This window comes from Agrococcus sp. Ld7, from assembly GCF_045064095.1.
Taxonomy (GTDB): Bacteria; Actinomycetota; Actinomycetes; order Actinomycetales; family Microbacteriaceae; genus Agrococcus.
On the sequence record NZ_JBISGY010000023.1, the window covers coordinates 69,025 to 84,229 of the forward strand.

13 protein-coding genes are annotated in these 15,205 nt (G+C 67.1%); 5 read left to right on the forward strand and 8 right to left on the reverse strand.

What is annotated here, in order from left to right; genetic code table 11:
• Positions 1–20: 20 nt before the first annotated feature.
• Entirely contained in the window at positions 21–917 is an 897-nt protein-coding gene (locus ACJJVL_RS03825; RefSeq protein WP_405216989.1) for a LysR family transcriptional regulator, read from the reverse strand.
• A gap of 242 nt (positions 918–1,159) precedes the next feature.
• On the opposite strand from ACJJVL_RS03825, the gene ACJJVL_RS03830 reads away from it, so the two are divergent.
• The 3 genes from ACJJVL_RS03830 to ACJJVL_RS03840 are packed head-to-tail and all read left to right on the forward strand — an operon-like array spanning position 1,160 to position 4,427.
• Positions 1,160–2,542 (forward strand): NAD(P)/FAD-dependent oxidoreductase, encoded by a 1,383-nt coding sequence (locus tag ACJJVL_RS03830; RefSeq protein ID WP_405216990.1) that lies wholly within the window; start codon positions 1,160–1,162, stop codon positions 2,540–2,542.
• Positions 2,543–2,565: 23 nt separating this feature from the next.
• Positions 2,566–3,423 (forward strand): sugar phosphate isomerase/epimerase family protein, encoded by an 858-nt coding sequence (locus tag ACJJVL_RS03835; protein ID WP_405216991.1) that lies wholly within the window; start codon positions 2,566–2,568, stop codon positions 3,421–3,423.
• On the forward strand, positions 3,423–4,427 hold the full coding sequence (locus tag ACJJVL_RS03840; RefSeq protein ID WP_405216992.1) for a LacI family DNA-binding transcriptional regulator: 1,005 nt from the start codon (positions 3,423–3,425) through the stop codon (positions 4,425–4,427). Before ACJJVL_RS03835 ends, ACJJVL_RS03840 begins: the two co-directional genes overlap by 1 nt.
• 317 nt (positions 4,428–4,744) lie before the next feature.
• Here ACJJVL_RS03840 and ACJJVL_RS03845 read toward each other — a convergent pair whose 3' ends face one another.
• Positions 4,745–6,025, reverse strand: a complete 1,281-nt coding sequence (locus ACJJVL_RS03845; RefSeq protein ID WP_405216993.1) for a TRAP transporter large permease — start codon at positions 6,023–6,025, stop codon at positions 4,745–4,747.
• Positions 6,022–6,681 carry a TRAP transporter small permease gene (locus ACJJVL_RS03850; RefSeq protein WP_405216994.1) on the reverse strand — a complete coding sequence of 220 codons (660 nt, stop codon included), beginning with the start codon at positions 6,679–6,681 and terminating at the stop codon, positions 6,022–6,024. The genes ACJJVL_RS03845 and ACJJVL_RS03850 overlap by 4 nt, the downstream gene beginning before the upstream one ends.
• A gap of 161 nt (positions 6,682–6,842) precedes the next feature.
• Between ACJJVL_RS03850 and ACJJVL_RS03855 the strand changes: the two genes are divergently transcribed.
• Positions 6,843–7,778: an NAD(P)-dependent oxidoreductase gene (locus tag ACJJVL_RS03855; RefSeq protein WP_405216995.1), complete on the forward strand. Its 936-nt coding sequence runs from the start codon at positions 6,843–6,845 to the stop codon at positions 7,776–7,778.
• Positions 7,778–9,427, forward strand: a complete 1,650-nt coding sequence (locus ACJJVL_RS03860; protein ID WP_405216996.1) for a thiamine pyrophosphate-dependent enzyme — start codon at positions 7,778–7,780, stop codon at positions 9,425–9,427. The genes ACJJVL_RS03855 and ACJJVL_RS03860 overlap by 1 nt, the downstream gene beginning before the upstream one ends.
• A 70-nt stretch (positions 9,428–9,497) precedes the next feature.
• On the opposite strand, the gene ACJJVL_RS03865 is transcribed toward ACJJVL_RS03860, so the two are convergent.
• The 5 genes from ACJJVL_RS03865 to ACJJVL_RS03885 form a co-directional block, all read right to left on the reverse strand.
• Positions 9,498–10,454, reverse strand: a complete 957-nt coding sequence (locus tag ACJJVL_RS03865; protein WP_405216997.1) for a hydroxyacid dehydrogenase — start codon at positions 10,452–10,454, stop codon at positions 9,498–9,500.
• Positions 10,451–11,911, reverse strand: a complete 1,461-nt coding sequence (locus tag ACJJVL_RS03870) for an aldehyde dehydrogenase family protein (RefSeq protein WP_405216998.1) — start codon at positions 11,909–11,911, stop codon at positions 10,451–10,453. The genes ACJJVL_RS03865 and ACJJVL_RS03870 overlap by 4 nt, the downstream gene beginning before the upstream one ends.
• A gap of 80 nt (positions 11,912–11,991) precedes the next feature.
• The gene (gene dctP / locus ACJJVL_RS03875; RefSeq protein WP_405216999.1) at positions 11,992–13,020 is read right to left on the reverse strand and encodes a TRAP transporter substrate-binding protein DctP; all 1,029 of its coding nucleotides are present in this window, start codon (positions 13,018–13,020) and stop codon (positions 11,992–11,994) included.
• Between the two features lie 136 nt (positions 13,021–13,156).
• A complete protein-coding gene (manA, locus tag ACJJVL_RS03880) occupies positions 13,157–14,284 on the reverse strand; it encodes a mannose-6-phosphate isomerase, class I (RefSeq protein WP_405217000.1) in 1,128 nt (375 codons plus the stop codon).
• 7 nt (positions 14,285–14,291) lie between these two features.
• A complete protein-coding gene (locus tag ACJJVL_RS03885) occupies positions 14,292–15,113 on the reverse strand; it encodes a PfkB family carbohydrate kinase (RefSeq protein WP_405217001.1) in 822 nt (273 codons plus the stop codon).
• Between the last annotated feature and the right edge of the window lie 92 nt (positions 15,114–15,205).

Consider the following 15,205-nt stretch of genomic DNA (forward strand, 5'->3'; position numbering starts at 1 on the left):
CGTGCCGACGCGCCACCCGGCTACTCGTCCTTGGCGAAGGCGAGCGAGGCGACGTCGATGACCGCGCGCACGGCTGGCTCGGTCGTGCCGGAGCGAAACGCGAGGCGCACGGCGACGGAGCCAAGGTCTGCGCTGAGCGGCCGAAACGCGATGCCGCGCGATGGCAGGCTGTCGCGGACGCCAGACAGTGTGAGCGCGATCCCTTCTCCGGCTTCCACGAGCAGCAGCTCAGTGGCGGAGTCGGGTGCCGTGTGCACGATGCGCGGCACGAACCGACCGTGGCGCCCGAGCAGATGCAATCGGTGGGAGAGCGTCGCCCCGCTGCCGCCCGGGAGCACAACCCAGGGCTCGTCGACGAGTTGCTGCGGCGAGAGCTGCGGGTGTCGCGCGAGGCGGTGAGAGGCCGGAAGCGCAACCAGCAGATCCTCTCGCGCGATCACGCGCGACTCGATCTCGCGTGGCAGAAAGTCCCAGCGCCCCACGAGCACGTCGAGGCCGCCGTCCTGCAGCCGCTCCAAGCCCGGGCGCGAGAGTTGTGAACTCTCGAGTTCGACCGTGAGACCCGGTCGTTCGCGGCGAGTGGCTATCATAAGCTCGGCGACCAGGTGGCCGACGGAAGCGCCAGCAAACCCCAGGCGGACCCGGCCGGTCTCACCGGCGTTCGCGCGGCGAACGATCTCAGGCATGCGCTCTGCCATCGTGACGAGTTCGCGTGCGGGCGCCACCAGTGCTTCGCCGGACGGGGTAAGCGTCACGCTACGCGTGCTGCGATCGAATAATTGCACAGCGAACTGATCTTCCAGCCGCTGGATGAGCCGACTCAGCACCGACTGCGCCACGTGCAGTCGGGCTGCCGTGCGGCCGAAGTGCAATTCGTCGGCAAGCGCGAGGAACGCACGGGCCTCGCGGATCTCCACGCGCATAGTCTAAGCCGGGTGCGCCGGCGCCGCAGCACGGGCGGCCCTCGCGCACGTGTGGTGAGGTGGTGTGTGCGGTCCCTCCGCCCAGCCGCGCCGTCCTGGTGATATCGTTATCACGCGGGCGCTGGTGCCCACGAAGATGCGCGATGAGAGGCTGATCGATGTCACAGACGTTCCGGCTGAGGAAGCCAGTGCCTGCCGAGAAGACGGAGCGATCGTACTGGATCCAATCCTCTGGGATGAGCGACCCCGACTACCTTCCCTCGCTGAGGGGCGACATCGATGCCGAAATCTCGATCGTCGGGGGCGGCCTCACCGGGCTCTGGACCGCGTGGCGCATCAAGGAACTCAATCCCGACGCCGACGTCGTGATCCTCGAAGCTGACTTCTGTGGATCCGGAGCCTCGGGACGCAACGGCGGCCAGGTGCACACTTGGTTCGGCAGCCTCGACTACCTGCGCTCGGTCGTGGGAAGGAACGAGGCGATCCGGCTCGCGCGCGCGACCCGCGATGCCATCGCGGAAATGCAGGAGTTGCAAGCAGATGGTGTGCTCGAGATGGATCTCCAGCTCGGCGGATTCGTCAGTGTTTCCGTCGCTGCGGCGCACGACGGAGGGTGGAGCGAGAAGATTGCAGAGCTCGAGACGATCGGCGAGGAGCCGTTCGAGGCGATGGGCAGGGGACGCGCGCAGGAGGTCAGCGCCGCAGCGACCAGTCGCGAGGGGATCTTCGAGCAGTTCTCCGGCACGATGGATCCGTTCAAGCTCTCACGCAGCTTGCGAGATCGACTCATCTCGCAAGGCGTGCGCATCTTCGAGCAGTCGCCTGTCGTCGAGTTTCGCACTGGCATCCCAAGCGCGCTCGTCACGGCAGCCGGGAGCGTCGCCGCCAACCGCGTGCTCATCGCGACCGGCGCGTGGGCAGGATCCATCCCGCAGATCAACCGCGCCGTCTACACCGTCGATGGGCAGGTCGTCACGACCGAGCCCATTCCGGAGCTGCTCGACGAGATCGGCATCGAGGCTGGGCGCGCGATCAGCGACAGCCAGATGCAGGTGCTGTATCTGCAGCGCACCGTCGACGACCGGCTGCTGTTGGGACAAGGCAGCGGTCTGCCGGTCTACAAGGACCAGCTCGGGCAGCGCACCAATCACAACCCGCATCTGCAGGAGGACGTGACTGCCGAGCTCCGTCGCATGTATCCGCGACTTGAGGGTGTGGCGATCGACTACTCCTGGGGCGGACCGATCGACATCTCGGCGAGTCACCTTCCAATCATCGACACGCTCGACAAAGCGCCTAACGTGCTGTTCTGCGTCGGGTGGACCGGCACAGCGCTCGCGCAGATCCCCGTGGTGGCACGGATGCTCGCCGCGCGCCTGCTGGACGTGGACGACGAATGGTCGAGGAGCCCCCTCGCAGACCAGTCGGGTCGCATCACTACGGTGTTCCCCGAGCCGTTCCGTTACATCGGCGCCAGTGTCGTTCGCAAAGCGGTGCAGCGGCGCGTCGTACGAGAGCGCGCGGGCAAGCGCGTTGCCTGGCCGACTCGCGCGCTCATCTCGCTCATGCCGCGCTACCGTGAGCCGGCGCAGGAGTATGTGCCGACCGAGCGATCGTGACGAACAGAACGCAGGAGGCCAACATGCTCACCATCGACGCCGTCACCGGCACGAACTTCGCGTACCACCGTGTGCCGCTCACGCGCTGGCTCGACGACATGGTCGCCCTCGACCGGCGCGAGCTCGAGCTGTGGGGGATCGCTCAGCACATTGACCTGTTCGACTTGAGCGTGCTGGCCGTGCGCGCGCTGAAGGCCGAGCTCGACGCCCGCGGACTGCGAGTCGCGTGCGTCACGCCAGAACAGATCATGTACCCGGTGAACGTTGCAAGCGCTGACCCCGTCATCATCGCTCGCACGCAACGGTTCTTCCGCAACGCCTCCGAGCTGTGCGCCGAACTCGGCGGCGACCTTGTCTTCCTGACCCCTGGATGGGGCTGGGAGGGAGAGCCGATCCACGATGCTCAGCGCCGCGCGGCGGGGCAGCTCCATGACATCGCCGAGCACGCTGCCGGGCTCGGTTTGCGCTGTGTGCTCGAAGCGCTGCAGCGGCACGAGTCGAATCTCGGCGTCGGCATCGAAATGCTCGGTGCTGTGCTGGACGCAGCCGACGCCCCAACCCTCGGTGTGGCACTCGACACCGTCGCCATGGCGACATCCGGCGAGGGCATCGAGGATTACTTCTCGCGCTTCGGCGACCGCGTGTGGCACGTGCACCTCGTGGATGGCTCGCCCGGAGGCCATCGCGCGTGGGGTGACGGCGAGCTACCGCTCGTGGACTACCTGGCCCAGCTGCGGGCGGTCGGCTACGAGGGACTCGTGACCCCCGAGCTGTTCGGTACGCCGTACATCTACGACCCCACCGCTGCGCACGCGGCCAACCTCGCGACCATTCGGCAGGCGTTCGAGCAGGTCGACGCACGCACGGCGGGCATTCGCTGATGCCGGTCACGCTCCAGAGCGTTGCCGCAGCCGCCGGGGTCTCGCAGGCCACCGCGGCGCGAGCCCTGAACAACTACGGCTCCGTCAGCGCTGGCGCCAAGGAGCGGGTGCTCAAGGCTGCTGCTGATCTGGGGTACGAGACCAACCACGTCGCACAGGCACTGCGCTCTGGCAATACCCGCACCGTGAACTTCCTCCCGGGCAACATCGGGGTGCCATTCTTCGCGCGCATTGCGCACATCCTCTCTGGCGCGCTCGAACAGGCGGGGTATGTGCTCGCTGTCTCAAGCTCATACGAGCAGGTGGAGCGTGAGCGCTCGATCATCGAGTCGATGCGCGCCCGGATGAGTCCAGGCTTGATCGTGGCCCCCGCGCACCGTGATCTTCACGAGCACCTGCAGCGGCTGCAGCAGCGCGGCACGGCGGTGGTCGCCATCGACCGCTCGCTTGCGGCCCGTGGCATCGATTCGATCACCGTTGACAACTACGCGCTCGGCGCCGATGCCGCGGCGCATCTGATCGGGCTCGGGCACCGCACACTGGGCCTGATCTACGACTCGGACGACATCGGCTCAACGCCCGATCGCGTCCGGGGAGCGTCGGAGACCATCAGGGCCGCCGGCGGCACAGTCGTCGCGGTCCAGGCAGGCACCGACCTCGAGGTGGCCACGACGCGCATCCGCGCGCGCCTGGCGCCGTCGTCGTCGGAGCCCACCGCGATCATTGCCATGGACGCGCTCATGACGGAAGCGACGATCGTTGCGGTCCGCCAGCTCGACCTGCGCATTCCCACCGACCTATCGCTCGTCGCGGTCGACGACCACTCGCTCGCGCGCCTGCTCGACCCACCGTTGACCGTCATGGCGCAGCCGGTCGATCAGATAGGCGACGACGCGGCGTCGCTCATGATCCAACGGCTGGAGGAAGGCCGCGCCGGTGAGGTCGTCGACCTGCGTCATCGCGCTGAGCTGATCGTGCGCGGATCGACCGCGCAACCCGGCTGAGCAACGCTCCCGCCGCGCTCGCTGTATTGAGGCATCGCGTGGTTGGTACTCGCGCTGCGGGGGGTGGTTGCGTGCGCGAGACAGACACCGTGACGAGCCAGGATCCGCGAGATGGTCCCTGCCGGGACGACCGTCTCGACCGCGAGCCGGAGCGGCCCCGCCGCATCCACTCGCGCCCGGCCGAGTTCTGCCGCGACGCGCACGGCCGGGTCGCCCCTGTGCGACTGCGGCGACGATCCGCGCCATGCCGAACGGCAACAAGTGCAGGAACACTCTCGCAAGATCCGAGCCGTCACCAACGGCCCGGCGCCGTACAGCTAGAGCACCGCCGGCAGCCAGGTCGACAGCACCGGGATGAACGTGACGGCCAACAGCACGACGACCAGAGCGAGGAACAGCGGAGTGAACGCCCGCACGAATGCTGGGATCGATACCCGTGTGATCGCGGCGACCGTGTAGACGACCGTGCCGACCGGTGGGGTGAGCGAACCGATGCTCAGGTTGAGCACGATGATTATGCCGAACTGCACGGGATCGATGCCGAGCTGCACCGCGAGCGGGGCGAGCACGGGCACCAGGATGATCATCAGGCTCGATGATTCGAGGAAGATGCCGAGCACCAGCAGGATCAGGTTAATGATCAGCATGACGATGATCGGGTTGTCGGAGATGCCCAGAAGAAACCCTGACAGCTGGTCGGGGATCCGCTCGTAGGCGACGACGATCGCAAACACCGAGGCGGCGGCGATGATGATCATCACGACACCCGTGATCAGTACGGCTTCACGCAGCAGGCTCGGGATGTCGCGCCAGGTGATGGTCTTGTAGACGTACATGCTCAGGATGAGCGCATAGACCACGAGCACGGCACCGAGCTCGGTCGGGGTCATGATGCCCAAACGCAGGCCGACGAGCAGCAGCACGGGCATCAGCAGAGCGGCGAAGGTGCGGCGGAAGCCACGCCAGATCTCACGCAGCGTGGGGCGTCGCTCGTTGGCCCGCGGGAACTTGTGCACGCGGGCGAGCACCCACACGGTGGTGGAGAGCGCGATGGCGATGAGGATGCCCGGGAGGACGCCGCCGATGAAGAGGTCGCCGATCGAGACGCCGCCGAGCACGCCGTAGAGGATGAGGCCGATGCTCGGCGGCAAGATCGGTGAGATCGAACCGGAGGCGACGCTGATCGCTGACGCGAACGCATTGGTGTAGCCCTGCTTGCGCATGATCGGGACGAGGATCTTCGCGTCAATCGCGGCGTCGGCGTTCGCCGAACCAGACATGCCGCCGATCATCAGGCTGTTGAGCACATTGACCTGTGCCAGACCGCCGCGGAAGTGCCCGACGAGCGTCGTCGCAAAGCCCATCATGCGTTCGGCGACCCCGCCCCCAGCCATGACGACGCCGGCCAGGATGAAGAATGGCACAGCAAGGAGTGGGAAGGAGTCGAGGCCGCTCGTCAGCCGCTGCACGACCTGAGGGCCACCGCCGCCGCCCTCGAACACGAGGTACCCGACCGAGATCGCCAGCAGTGCTGCCCAGACTGGTACCCGGAGGGCGAGCAGTCCGAGCATCACGGCGATCAGCAACGCGAGGGTCATGCGCGTGTTCCCTTCTCGTTGTCATCGGCCTGGCGTTCGGTGATGAAGACGGCCTCCGTCACGGACGTCGGGGGCTCGTAGCCGCCGCCGACGGGAGCATTTGCCTCCAGCGACGCGAACTCGTCGTCGCTGTCGTCCTGCACCGGAGCGAAGACGCCGGTCACGACGCCGCGCCCGGCATGCACCACGTCACGGATCGCGTAGATCGCCATGAGCACGAAGCCGACCACGATCGCGGCGGTGAAGACGCCACGATTGACACCGAGGCCGGGGACCTCAACGAATCTCGTGTGCAGCAAGGCGTCGATCGAGAAGTAGAGCACGTAGCCGATCAGTGCCAGCACCAGCAGCTGCACGAGCAGCTGCGTCGCTGCCTGCAGACGCTGCGGGAAGCGCGCGACGAGCACGTCGATGACGATGTGGCGCCCCCGCCGGGCGATTCCACCGGCGCTGATGTAGGTGATCCAGATGAAGCACAGCATCGCGATCGAACCGGCGCCCGGGATCGGACTGCTGAAGATGTAGCGCGCGGCGACATCGGCACAGAGCAGCACGACGGTGACCGCAAGGAGGATCGAGGGGATGCCTTCTTCGATCGCTGTCGCGACGGCGGTGATGGCTCGGCGCGGCCTGGTCTGCGTTCCTGGTGTAGGCACTGCTTCGTCCTGATTCCGTTGACTTCGTTGTCTCTGCGGTGGCGCTTGAGCGCGCCAGACTGAATATTGATAACGTTACCATTGAACGGATGGCCGCCGTGAAATGCCGCGGGGTCCGAGTCGCAGCACAGGCGAGAGGCGTGAAGATGCGTGGAGTTCCAGTGAAGATCGTGCACCCAGACGGGAGCCAGGACGAGCGTGAAGAACTCGAGCGCGCGCTGCAAGAGCACAATATCCCGCTTGACGACGTCGAGGTGCACTACGGCGCACCCGCGAATGCCGATGAATGGGTCGAGCGAGTTGGCGACGCCGAGCTCGTGATGCTGGGATGGAGCCTGCCAGATGCTGCCCTCGAGCGCTTCCCGGCGGTGCGAGGGATCGTCTTCCTGGGCACGGGCGCTGCCGATCATGTCAACTTGGCGCTCGCACACCGGCTCGGCATCGAAGTGCGCACCGTGACCGGCTATGGCGACGACTCCGTCGCGGAGCACGCGCTCGCGCTGCTGCTGGCCATGGCCCGCCGGATCCCTGAGCACGATGCGCAGGTACGCGAGGGCGAGTGGGGACAGTTCGCTGGCACGATGCTGCGCGGCAAGACCGCCGGTGTCGTCGGCCTGGGCGGCATCGGCCGTCGGTTCGCGCAGCTCGCGGCCGGAATCGGGATGGATGTGATCGGCTGGAATCGCAGCGCGGAGCAGGGCGAGCGCATCCACGACAGCGGTATCCCGCTGGTGCCGCTCGATGCGCTGTGCAAGCGCGCCGACGTCGTGTCGCTGCACCTCGCGCTCAACGCAGACACCGAGGGCATCATCTCGGCTGAGCGCATCGACGCGATGGCAGCGGGAACGATCCTCGTGAACACCGCACGCGGAGGCGTCGTCGACGAGGCCGCTGTGCGACGCCGCACCGATGCGGGGGAGCTGCGCTACGCAGCTGACGTCTTCGATCCGGAGCCCTTGCCCGCGGATTCGCCCCAACGGCAGTCGCCGAATACGGTGCTCACACCGCACGTGGGCTTCTTCACACCCGAAGCTACCCTCGAGCTGTACCGGGGCGCGTGCGCGCACATCGCGACGCTGCTCGCGAAGGCAGCGTGATGACGATGCGCGCTGGCCACCTGCTGATCGAGAGCCTGCACGAGCAGGGCCTGACCCACTACACGTGCGTGCCGGGCGAGAGCTTCCTCCCGGCGCTTGACGCCATGCCCGATTATCCAGGCAGCGACCTCACCGTGTGCCGCCACGAATCGCCTGCCGGGCACATGGCCGAGGCGCACGGCAAGCTGACGGGGATGCCCGGGGTGTGCTTCGTCACACGTGGGCCGGGGGCGATGCATGCATCTATCGCGGTGCACACGGCCGATCAGGATGCGACGCCGCTGCTGCTCTTCATCGGCCAGATCGATGCCAAGGATCGCGGGCGCGGAGCCTTCCAGGAATTCGACTCGCACCAGGTCTTCTCGTCGATGGCGAAGTGGGTCGTGACCATCGACCGCGCCGAGCGTATCCCGGAGACGATTGCGCGCGCCGTGCGCATCGCGACGACCGGCCGACCTGGCCCGGTGGTGATCGAGCTGCCCGAGAACATGCTGTACGACGAGATCGAAGCCCAGCAGGCCCGCCCTGTCGCTCAGGTCGAGCGCGAGCGCATCGATGGGCTGGCCGAGCAGCTGGCGGACGAACTCGCAGCCGCGCAGCGACCGCTCGTCGTGCTCGGCCGTGGCGGTTGGGGCAGCGAGCAGCACGCCGCGATCGCTCGCTTCGCCGAGCGCAACGCGCTGCCTGTCGTCGCCGCCTGGCGCAGCCAGGACCTGATGGACAACGACTCCTGCTCGTATGTCGGCCACCTGAGCCTGTCCGTAGAGCCCGAACTGGTCTCCCTGGTGGAGGAATCGGACCTCATTATCGGGATCGGGGGCCACTTCGGCGATGTTGATACCCGTGGCTACCAGCTGCTGCAGCCCGCAGAGGGTCGCAGGGTCGTGCACATCGCCCGAGCAGAAGTCGATCTCGATCGCTATGTGCACGCCGACATCGCCGTCGTCGCGAGCTCTGGTGAAGCGCTGCGCAGCATCGACGGTCTCGTGGTCGACTCCGAGCGCTGGCAGGGCCGCACGGCAGCAGCGCACGAGGACTACCTGCTTCGCCGCACGCCAGCGGCTGGCGACCTGCTAGGCAACGCGATCGCCTGGCTCACCGATCGGGCGCCAGCCGGCTCCGTGATCGCGAACGGTGCCGGCAACTACGCCGTGTGGCTGCACCGGTACTATCGCTACAGCACCTATGGCACGCAACTCGCCCCCGCGAACGGAGCGATGAGCTACGGGCTACCTGCAGGCATTGCGGCTGCGACGCTCGATCCGGAAAAGCCCACGTTCGTGTTCGGAGGCGACGGGTGCTTCGCGATGAGCAGCATGGAACTTGCGACGGTTGCCGCGCGACAGCTGCCTGTCATCTCCATCGTCGTGAACAACGAGGCCTATGGGACGATCCGGATGCACCAGGAGCGGGAGTTTCCGGGCCGCGTGAGCGGCACGAGCCTCGTCAATCCTGACTTCGCGGCACTTGCACGGGCGCACGGCATCGCCGGCCACACCGTGACCGACCTCGAAGGATTCATGAGCGCAATCGAGACGGCACTTGCGTCAGGGGGGCCATCGCTCATCGAGATGCAGACCGACGTCCGCCGTATCTCGCCGACGACACGCATCATCGAGGGCGGGCTCGCAGCGGACGACAGTCGCTGAACGAACTCGGTGCGCTACTGATCGTTCAGCGATCGGTAGCGCACCGCGTCTCGTGGCGAGTGCTGACTGATCAGAGAGCGTCGAGGACGCTGCGTGCGACGTCCACTGCCATGCGCTGGACGGCTTCCTCGGTCATGGCTGCGAGGTGCGGCGTCGCGATGATGCGCGGCTCGTGAAGAATTGCGTCGTCAGCTGCAGGCGGCTCCTGCTCGTACACGTCGACCGCGGCCCCCAGCAGGTTGCCAGAGCGCACTGCGGCAATCAGCGCATCATGGTCGACGAGGCCGCCTCGGGCGGCGTTGATCAGGACTGCGCCCTCGGGCAGCAGGGCGATGCGCCGGGCATCGACAATGCCCCGAGTCGCATCGCCGCCAGGCAGGTGGAGACTCAGGATATCGGAGCGCGACATCACGTCATCGAGCGATTCCAACGCCGTGATCTGCGCCGCGGCCAACACCGCGGGGTCAGCGAACGGGTCGTAGGCGATCACCATCAGGCCCAGCGCCTGGACGCGGCGCGCGACCGCGCGGCCGATCGCGCCGGCGCCGACCAATCCGAGCGTCGAACCCTGCAGTTCGCGCCCGAGCAACCCGGCGCGCTGCACTTGGCCAGGCAACGAGCTGGGCTGCTGGAGCGCACCGCCGGCGAGTGAACCGCGCCCTTCGTCGAAGCGACGGAAGAGACTGAACGCCGCAGCCACCACGTACTCTGCCACCGACTCGGTGTTCGAATGAGGAGTGTTGACGACCACGATGCCACGGCGACGTGCTGCCTCGAGGTCGATGTTGTCGAGCCCAGCACCGTGCCGACCGACGACCCGCAGTCGAGGCGCCAGGTCGAGCAGGGCTGCATCGACTCGCGTCGAGCGCACGATCAGCGCGTCTGCGTTGGTCAGAGCTGTTGCCATGCGCGCGTCTCCGGGGCCATTTAGCACGACGACGTCGACGCCGCTGTCGCGCAAGAGTCGCTCGCCGTCTGCGTGGATGCTCTCCTGCAGCACGACGCGAGCCGTGGCGCTGGCGCTCATGCCTCGCCAGCGTACGTGTAGACCGTTGACGAGGTCGTGAAGAAGTCACGCGCCGCAGTGCCCTGCTCCCGGCTGCCGTAGCTCGACGCCTTGTTGCCGCCGAACGGCACGTGCAGATCGGTGCCGGCGGGGGAGCGGTTGACCGCCAGGATGCCCGCACGGCACCGTGCCGAGAAGTCACGAGCGCGCGCGAGCGAGCCTGTGATGATGCTCGCAGAGAGGCCGTACTCGACGGCATCGGCTAGACGGAGGGCCTCCGCGTAGTCGTGCACGCGAATGACGGTGGCGACAGGCCCAAAGACCTCTTCCTGATTGATGCGCCAGTGATTCTCGGTGTGCGTGAACAAGGTCGGCTGGAGGTAGTATCCGGGCGTCTCTGCCTCGACCCGCTCCCCGCCGAACGCAAGCTGACCGCCCTCGGAGCGGGCGATCTCGATGTACTCGAGATCCTGCTCGAGCTGCGATTCGCTCACCACCGGGCCCATGGTCGTGCCAGCCGCGCGTGCGTCGCCGACCGTCAGACCGCGCATCCGCTGCACCAGGGCCTCGACGAACTGATCGTGCACGGCATCGTGCACGATCAGCCGGCTGGACGCGGTGCATCGCTGCCCGGTGCTACCGAACGCGCCGTCCATGGCTGCGTCGACCGCGATCTTGAGATCGGCGTCGTCCATGACGATGAGCGGGTTCTTGCCGCCAAGCTCGAGCTGGACCTTCTTCATGCCGTGGGCGATGGCCGCCGCTGCAACCGTGCGACCGACTGCCGACGATCCGGTGAACGTGATGGCCTGCACGTCGGGCGACTCGCAGAGCCTGACGCCGATCTCGCGCCCGGCACCCATGACGAAGTTGAACACGCCGTCAGGGCATCCGCTGCCATGGATGATCTCAGCCATCAACCAGCTCGTGCCGGGGGTGAGCTCCGCCGGCTTCAGAACGACCGTGTTGCCGTACGCGAGCGCCGGTGCTGTCTTCCATGCAGGGATCGCGATCGGAAAGTTCCAGGGGGTGATGATGCCGACAACACCGACAGGGCGGTGCACCGTCTCGATCGTCGCAGGTGATGACAGGCTCGCGTAGACGGATCCGCGGGCGCTCAAGACCTCGCCCGCGTAGTAGGCGAACGTCGCCGCTGCGCGTCGGACCTCGCCAACCGACTCAGCAAGCGTCTTTCCCTCTTCTCGCGCAAGCATGTCGGCCAAGTCGCCCTCGCGGGCGGTGATGCCAGCGCTGATCCGATGCAGCACGGCCGCGCGCTCGGCGATCGGCGTCGCTGCCCAGCCGGGGAACGCCCGGGCAGCCGCCTCGATCGCGGCATCTGCCTCGGCTGCGCCCCCCTTGGCGTACAGGCCGACCAGGTCACCAGTGTTTGAGGGGTTCCGGTTCTCGGTATATGAAGTTCCACCGACGAGTGAGCCGTCGATGTAGTGGTCGTACCGGGGTGCTGCCGAGCTCATGATGCTCCTTCATGCGTGCGCGGTGCGTGCCCGCCATTGTGCTGGGCACGCACCGCGCTGCGGGTGTGGATGGGTGGGTGTTAGCCCTGCGCGGCCTCGCGCACCTGCTGGTAGAGCTCTTCGTTGCCCTCGTAGAACGGTGCGGTGCGCTCGCGGTAGGCATCCGAGTCAGCTTCGTGGAACTCCACGCCCGACTCTTCCTCCATCAGCGCCATGGTCGACTCGATCTCGGCTGCGTACTGCTCCTGAGCTCGCTCGCCGCCGGCGATGAACTCCTCAGAGATGATCTGCTGCTGCTCTTCGGTGAGCGACTGCCACAGGGCCTCGCTGATGCCGTAGCCGATCAGCGTCTGGAAGTGACCGGTAAGCGTGACGTGCGTGGCGACTTCCTGCCAGCGCTGTGGGTATGTGCCGTTGATCGGGCCCTCCGCTGCGTCGACGACGCCCTGCTCGAGAGCGCTGTAGGTCTCGGTGTTCGCGACCTCTGTCGGCACAGCGCCGAGCAGGTCGAACGTCGTGAGCCACGTGTCGATCGGAGGTGTGCGCAGCTTGATGCCAGCGAGGTCGTCCGGGTGGGGGACCGGCTGGTTGGCGAAGATGTGGCGCGGGCCGTCCGTCCAGCCGAGCGACAGGACGCGGATGCCCTGCTCAGCAGCGACCTGGTCGCTCATCTCTGCGAAGAACTCGGAGCCGAGGAAATTGTTGACCTCGTCGTTGCCGTCGAACAGGAAGGGGCCACCCAGCAGGCTGAAGTCGGTAGCGCCCATCTGCCCGATCGTCCCGGCATCCATGTAGGCGATGAGGTCTTCGCCGTTCGCGACCTGCTCAGCGGTGTCACCGGTGGTGCCGATCTGGCCGGAGGGGAAGACCTCCATCACCAGCTCGCCGTTGGTGCGCTCCTGAATCGCCGCGGCGACCTCTTCGACGATCTGGCCGTCGATGCTGGTCGGCGGGTTGACGTGCGAGATGCGGATGGTGCGGGTCTCGCCGCTGCCCTGCTCGTCACCGTTGGCGTCTGGGTTGTTGCCGCCCGACGTGCTGCAGCCGGTCAAGAGCAGGCCGGCCGTCGCGATGAGCGCGGTTCCTACCAGGAGATGCTTCTTCTTCATGGCCAATGTCCTTACGGTCTTCGGACGCGCGGCACTCCGATGGGCTCGCGCGTTGATAACGATATCATTGCGACCATGCGCTTCGCGTAACGGAATTGCAACGGTGTGTCAGTGGCGCTCAGTCAGCGCCAGAAGATCAGCTGGTGAGGACGGAGATCACTGCGAACGAGCCGCTGCCGTGCACGACCGGAGCGTCGCCGTCGAGGATGAACGCACCGGCGCCGCGGCGCAGCGCAAGCCGTTCGTCACTCGAGACCAGTTCGCAGTCATCGGCGAGCGCGATGAGGATCTTCGGTCCGGATGCTGGCACCTGCGAGCCCCCGGCATTGCCCTCGTGCACCTCAACGCGGAACTCCTCGACACCGGCGCTCGCCGACGCGGCGTGCGGCCTGCTGAGCAGTGCGGGCGTTGTGATGAGGTTCGCGATCGACTCGCCGACGTCGACGCGCTTCGGTGTGAGGCCGAGTCGGAAGACGTTGTCTGAGTTCGCCATCACCTCGAGTGCCAACCCGGAGAGATAGGCGTGCGGCACACCCGAGCGCACCATCACCGACTCGCCCGGCGTGAGTCGCACGCGCTCCAGCATCAGGCTGACCAATGCCCCGGCGTCGCCCGGATACTGCTGCTCCAGCTCGAGCAGCGTCGCCGCTGGCTCTGAGCCTTCCGCCGCCAAGCGAGTCGCGACGACGACGGCTTCCGCGACGTCCTCTGCAGAAGCAGTGGCGAGGATCTCGACTGCCTTCCGCAGGGCAGCTTCGTCGCCAGGCTGGAGCGCTTCGAGTGCCGCCTGCGTTGGTGCGAGCCCGAAGGGGGCCAGCGTGCGCGCGAGGTCTTCGAGCGAACGCAGGCCAACGAGGCCTTCGAAGTCCGTGAGCGCCAAGATCATCTCCGGCTTGTGATTGCGGTCGACGAAGCGGCGCTCAGCGGCGGGCACATCGGCATCCTCGGCGAACCCTTCCGCCGCGCGCGCGGCGCTCGGATGCACCTGCAGCGAGACCGCCCTCCCCGGTGCCAACAGCTTGACGAGGAAGGGAAGCTCGCCGTTGAAGCGCTGGGCAACAGAAGCGCCGAGCGCGCTGATTGGGTCTTCAGCGATGAGTGCCGAGAGCGTGCGCCCGTCGGCCAGCGTTGATGAGCCCGCCGGGTGCGAGCCGAACCAGATCTCGGCGAGCGGGTGCGCGGCGTCACCGACGCCGGCAAATTCCTGGATCGCACGTGTGGATCCCCATGCATACGGCTGCTGGGCCGGCACCAACGCGAACATCGTGCTCCTATCCAAATGACGCGATCTCTGTGAGCCGCTGCGGCCATCCGCCCACGTGCTGGCAGGCATGCGAGCCTCGTGCAACGCCTGCAGCCAGTGCACCCTCGACGTTCTCTCCGCCAAGCGTGGCTGCGATGAATCCTGCCATGAACGCGTCGCCAGCGCCCGTCGTGTCGACAACGCTCACCGGCTGGGGCTTCGCCCGCCACCGCTGCGAGCCCTGGCCGGCGATTGCGCCTTCCGAGCCCAGCGTCGCGACGGCTGTACGAGCGCCATCCCCCAGCAGCTCGAGCACGATGGTCTCGGCGACATCGGCGTCTTCGCCAGCAGAGGCGAATGCGACCGTGAGGCTGTGCCATTCGGGGCTGACGCTGCAGTCTTGGCTGACACGCACGGGCGATGCAGCTTCGATCGCAGCACCGAGTTCGCGCGAGCGCGGCAGCATGCCGACGTGCACCCAGCGACTCGCGGCGATCGCCTCGATCGCGTCGTCGGTCGGGAAGTACGCAGCGGTGACCCCGAAGTCTTCGGAGTCGAATCTCCTGTCGCCCTCTGCCGTGCGGCTGATCGTCGTCAGCGCGGTGCTGCCGGGCATCGTGACGAGGCCGTCGAGCACGACACCGCGCGCTGCTGCGGCATCGGCGACGGCGCTGGCGTTCTCATCGTCGCCCACTGCGCCGAAGTAGCCGACGCGCAGACCCATCATTGCCAGCTGTACAGCGACGTTCAGCGCGTTGCCGCCGATCAAGTCGCCGATCTCGGGTTCGTCGAGGAATCGGTCGAGGGTGTTGTCGCCCACCACGGCGACGTCGAGCGGTTGCGAGGTCATCTTTGAACTCCGTCGTCTTGCGCAGGTCGCTGCCTGCAGGGTCACCGGCGCTCTCACTCTGACACGCCACGGTTGGTCTCGGCGCCGAAGGG

Bases quoted from the DNA above. Each gene is read 5' to 3' on its own strand.
- ACJJVL_RS03830 (WP_405216990.1), top strand. From the start codon at position 1,160: ATGAGCGACCCCGACTACCTTCCCTCGCTGAGGGGCGACATCGATGCC.
- ACJJVL_RS03835 (WP_405216991.1), top strand. From the start codon at position 2,566: ATGCTCACCATCGACGCCGTCACCGGCACGAACTTCGCGTACCACCGT.
- ACJJVL_RS03840 (WP_405216992.1), top strand. From the start codon at position 3,423: ATGCCGGTCACGCTCCAGAGCGTTGCCGCAGCCGCCGGGGTCTCGCAG.
- ACJJVL_RS03845 (WP_405216993.1), bottom strand. From the start codon at position 6,025: ATGACCCTCGCGTTGCTGATCGCCGTGATGCTCGGACTGCTCGCCCTC.
- ACJJVL_RS03860 (WP_405216996.1), top strand. From the start codon at position 7,778: ATGACGATGCGCGCTGGCCACCTGCTGATCGAGAGCCTGCACGAGCAG.
- ACJJVL_RS03865 (WP_405216997.1), bottom strand. From the start codon at position 10,454: ATGAGCGCCAGCGCCACGGCTCGCGTCGTGCTGCAGGAGAGCATCCAC.
- ACJJVL_RS03870 (WP_405216998.1), bottom strand. From the start codon at position 11,911: ATGAGCTCGGCAGCACCCCGGTACGACCACTACATCGACGGCTCACTC.
- dctP (WP_405216999.1), bottom strand. From the start codon at position 13,020: ATGAAGAAGAAGCATCTCCTGGTAGGAACCGCGCTCATCGCGACGGCC.
- manA (WP_405217000.1), bottom strand. From the start codon at position 14,284: ATGTTCGCGTTGGTGCCGGCCCAGCAGCCGTATGCATGGGGATCCACA.
- ACJJVL_RS03885 (WP_405217001.1), bottom strand. From the start codon at position 15,113: ATGACCTCGCAACCGCTCGACGTCGCCGTGGTGGGCGACAACACCCTC.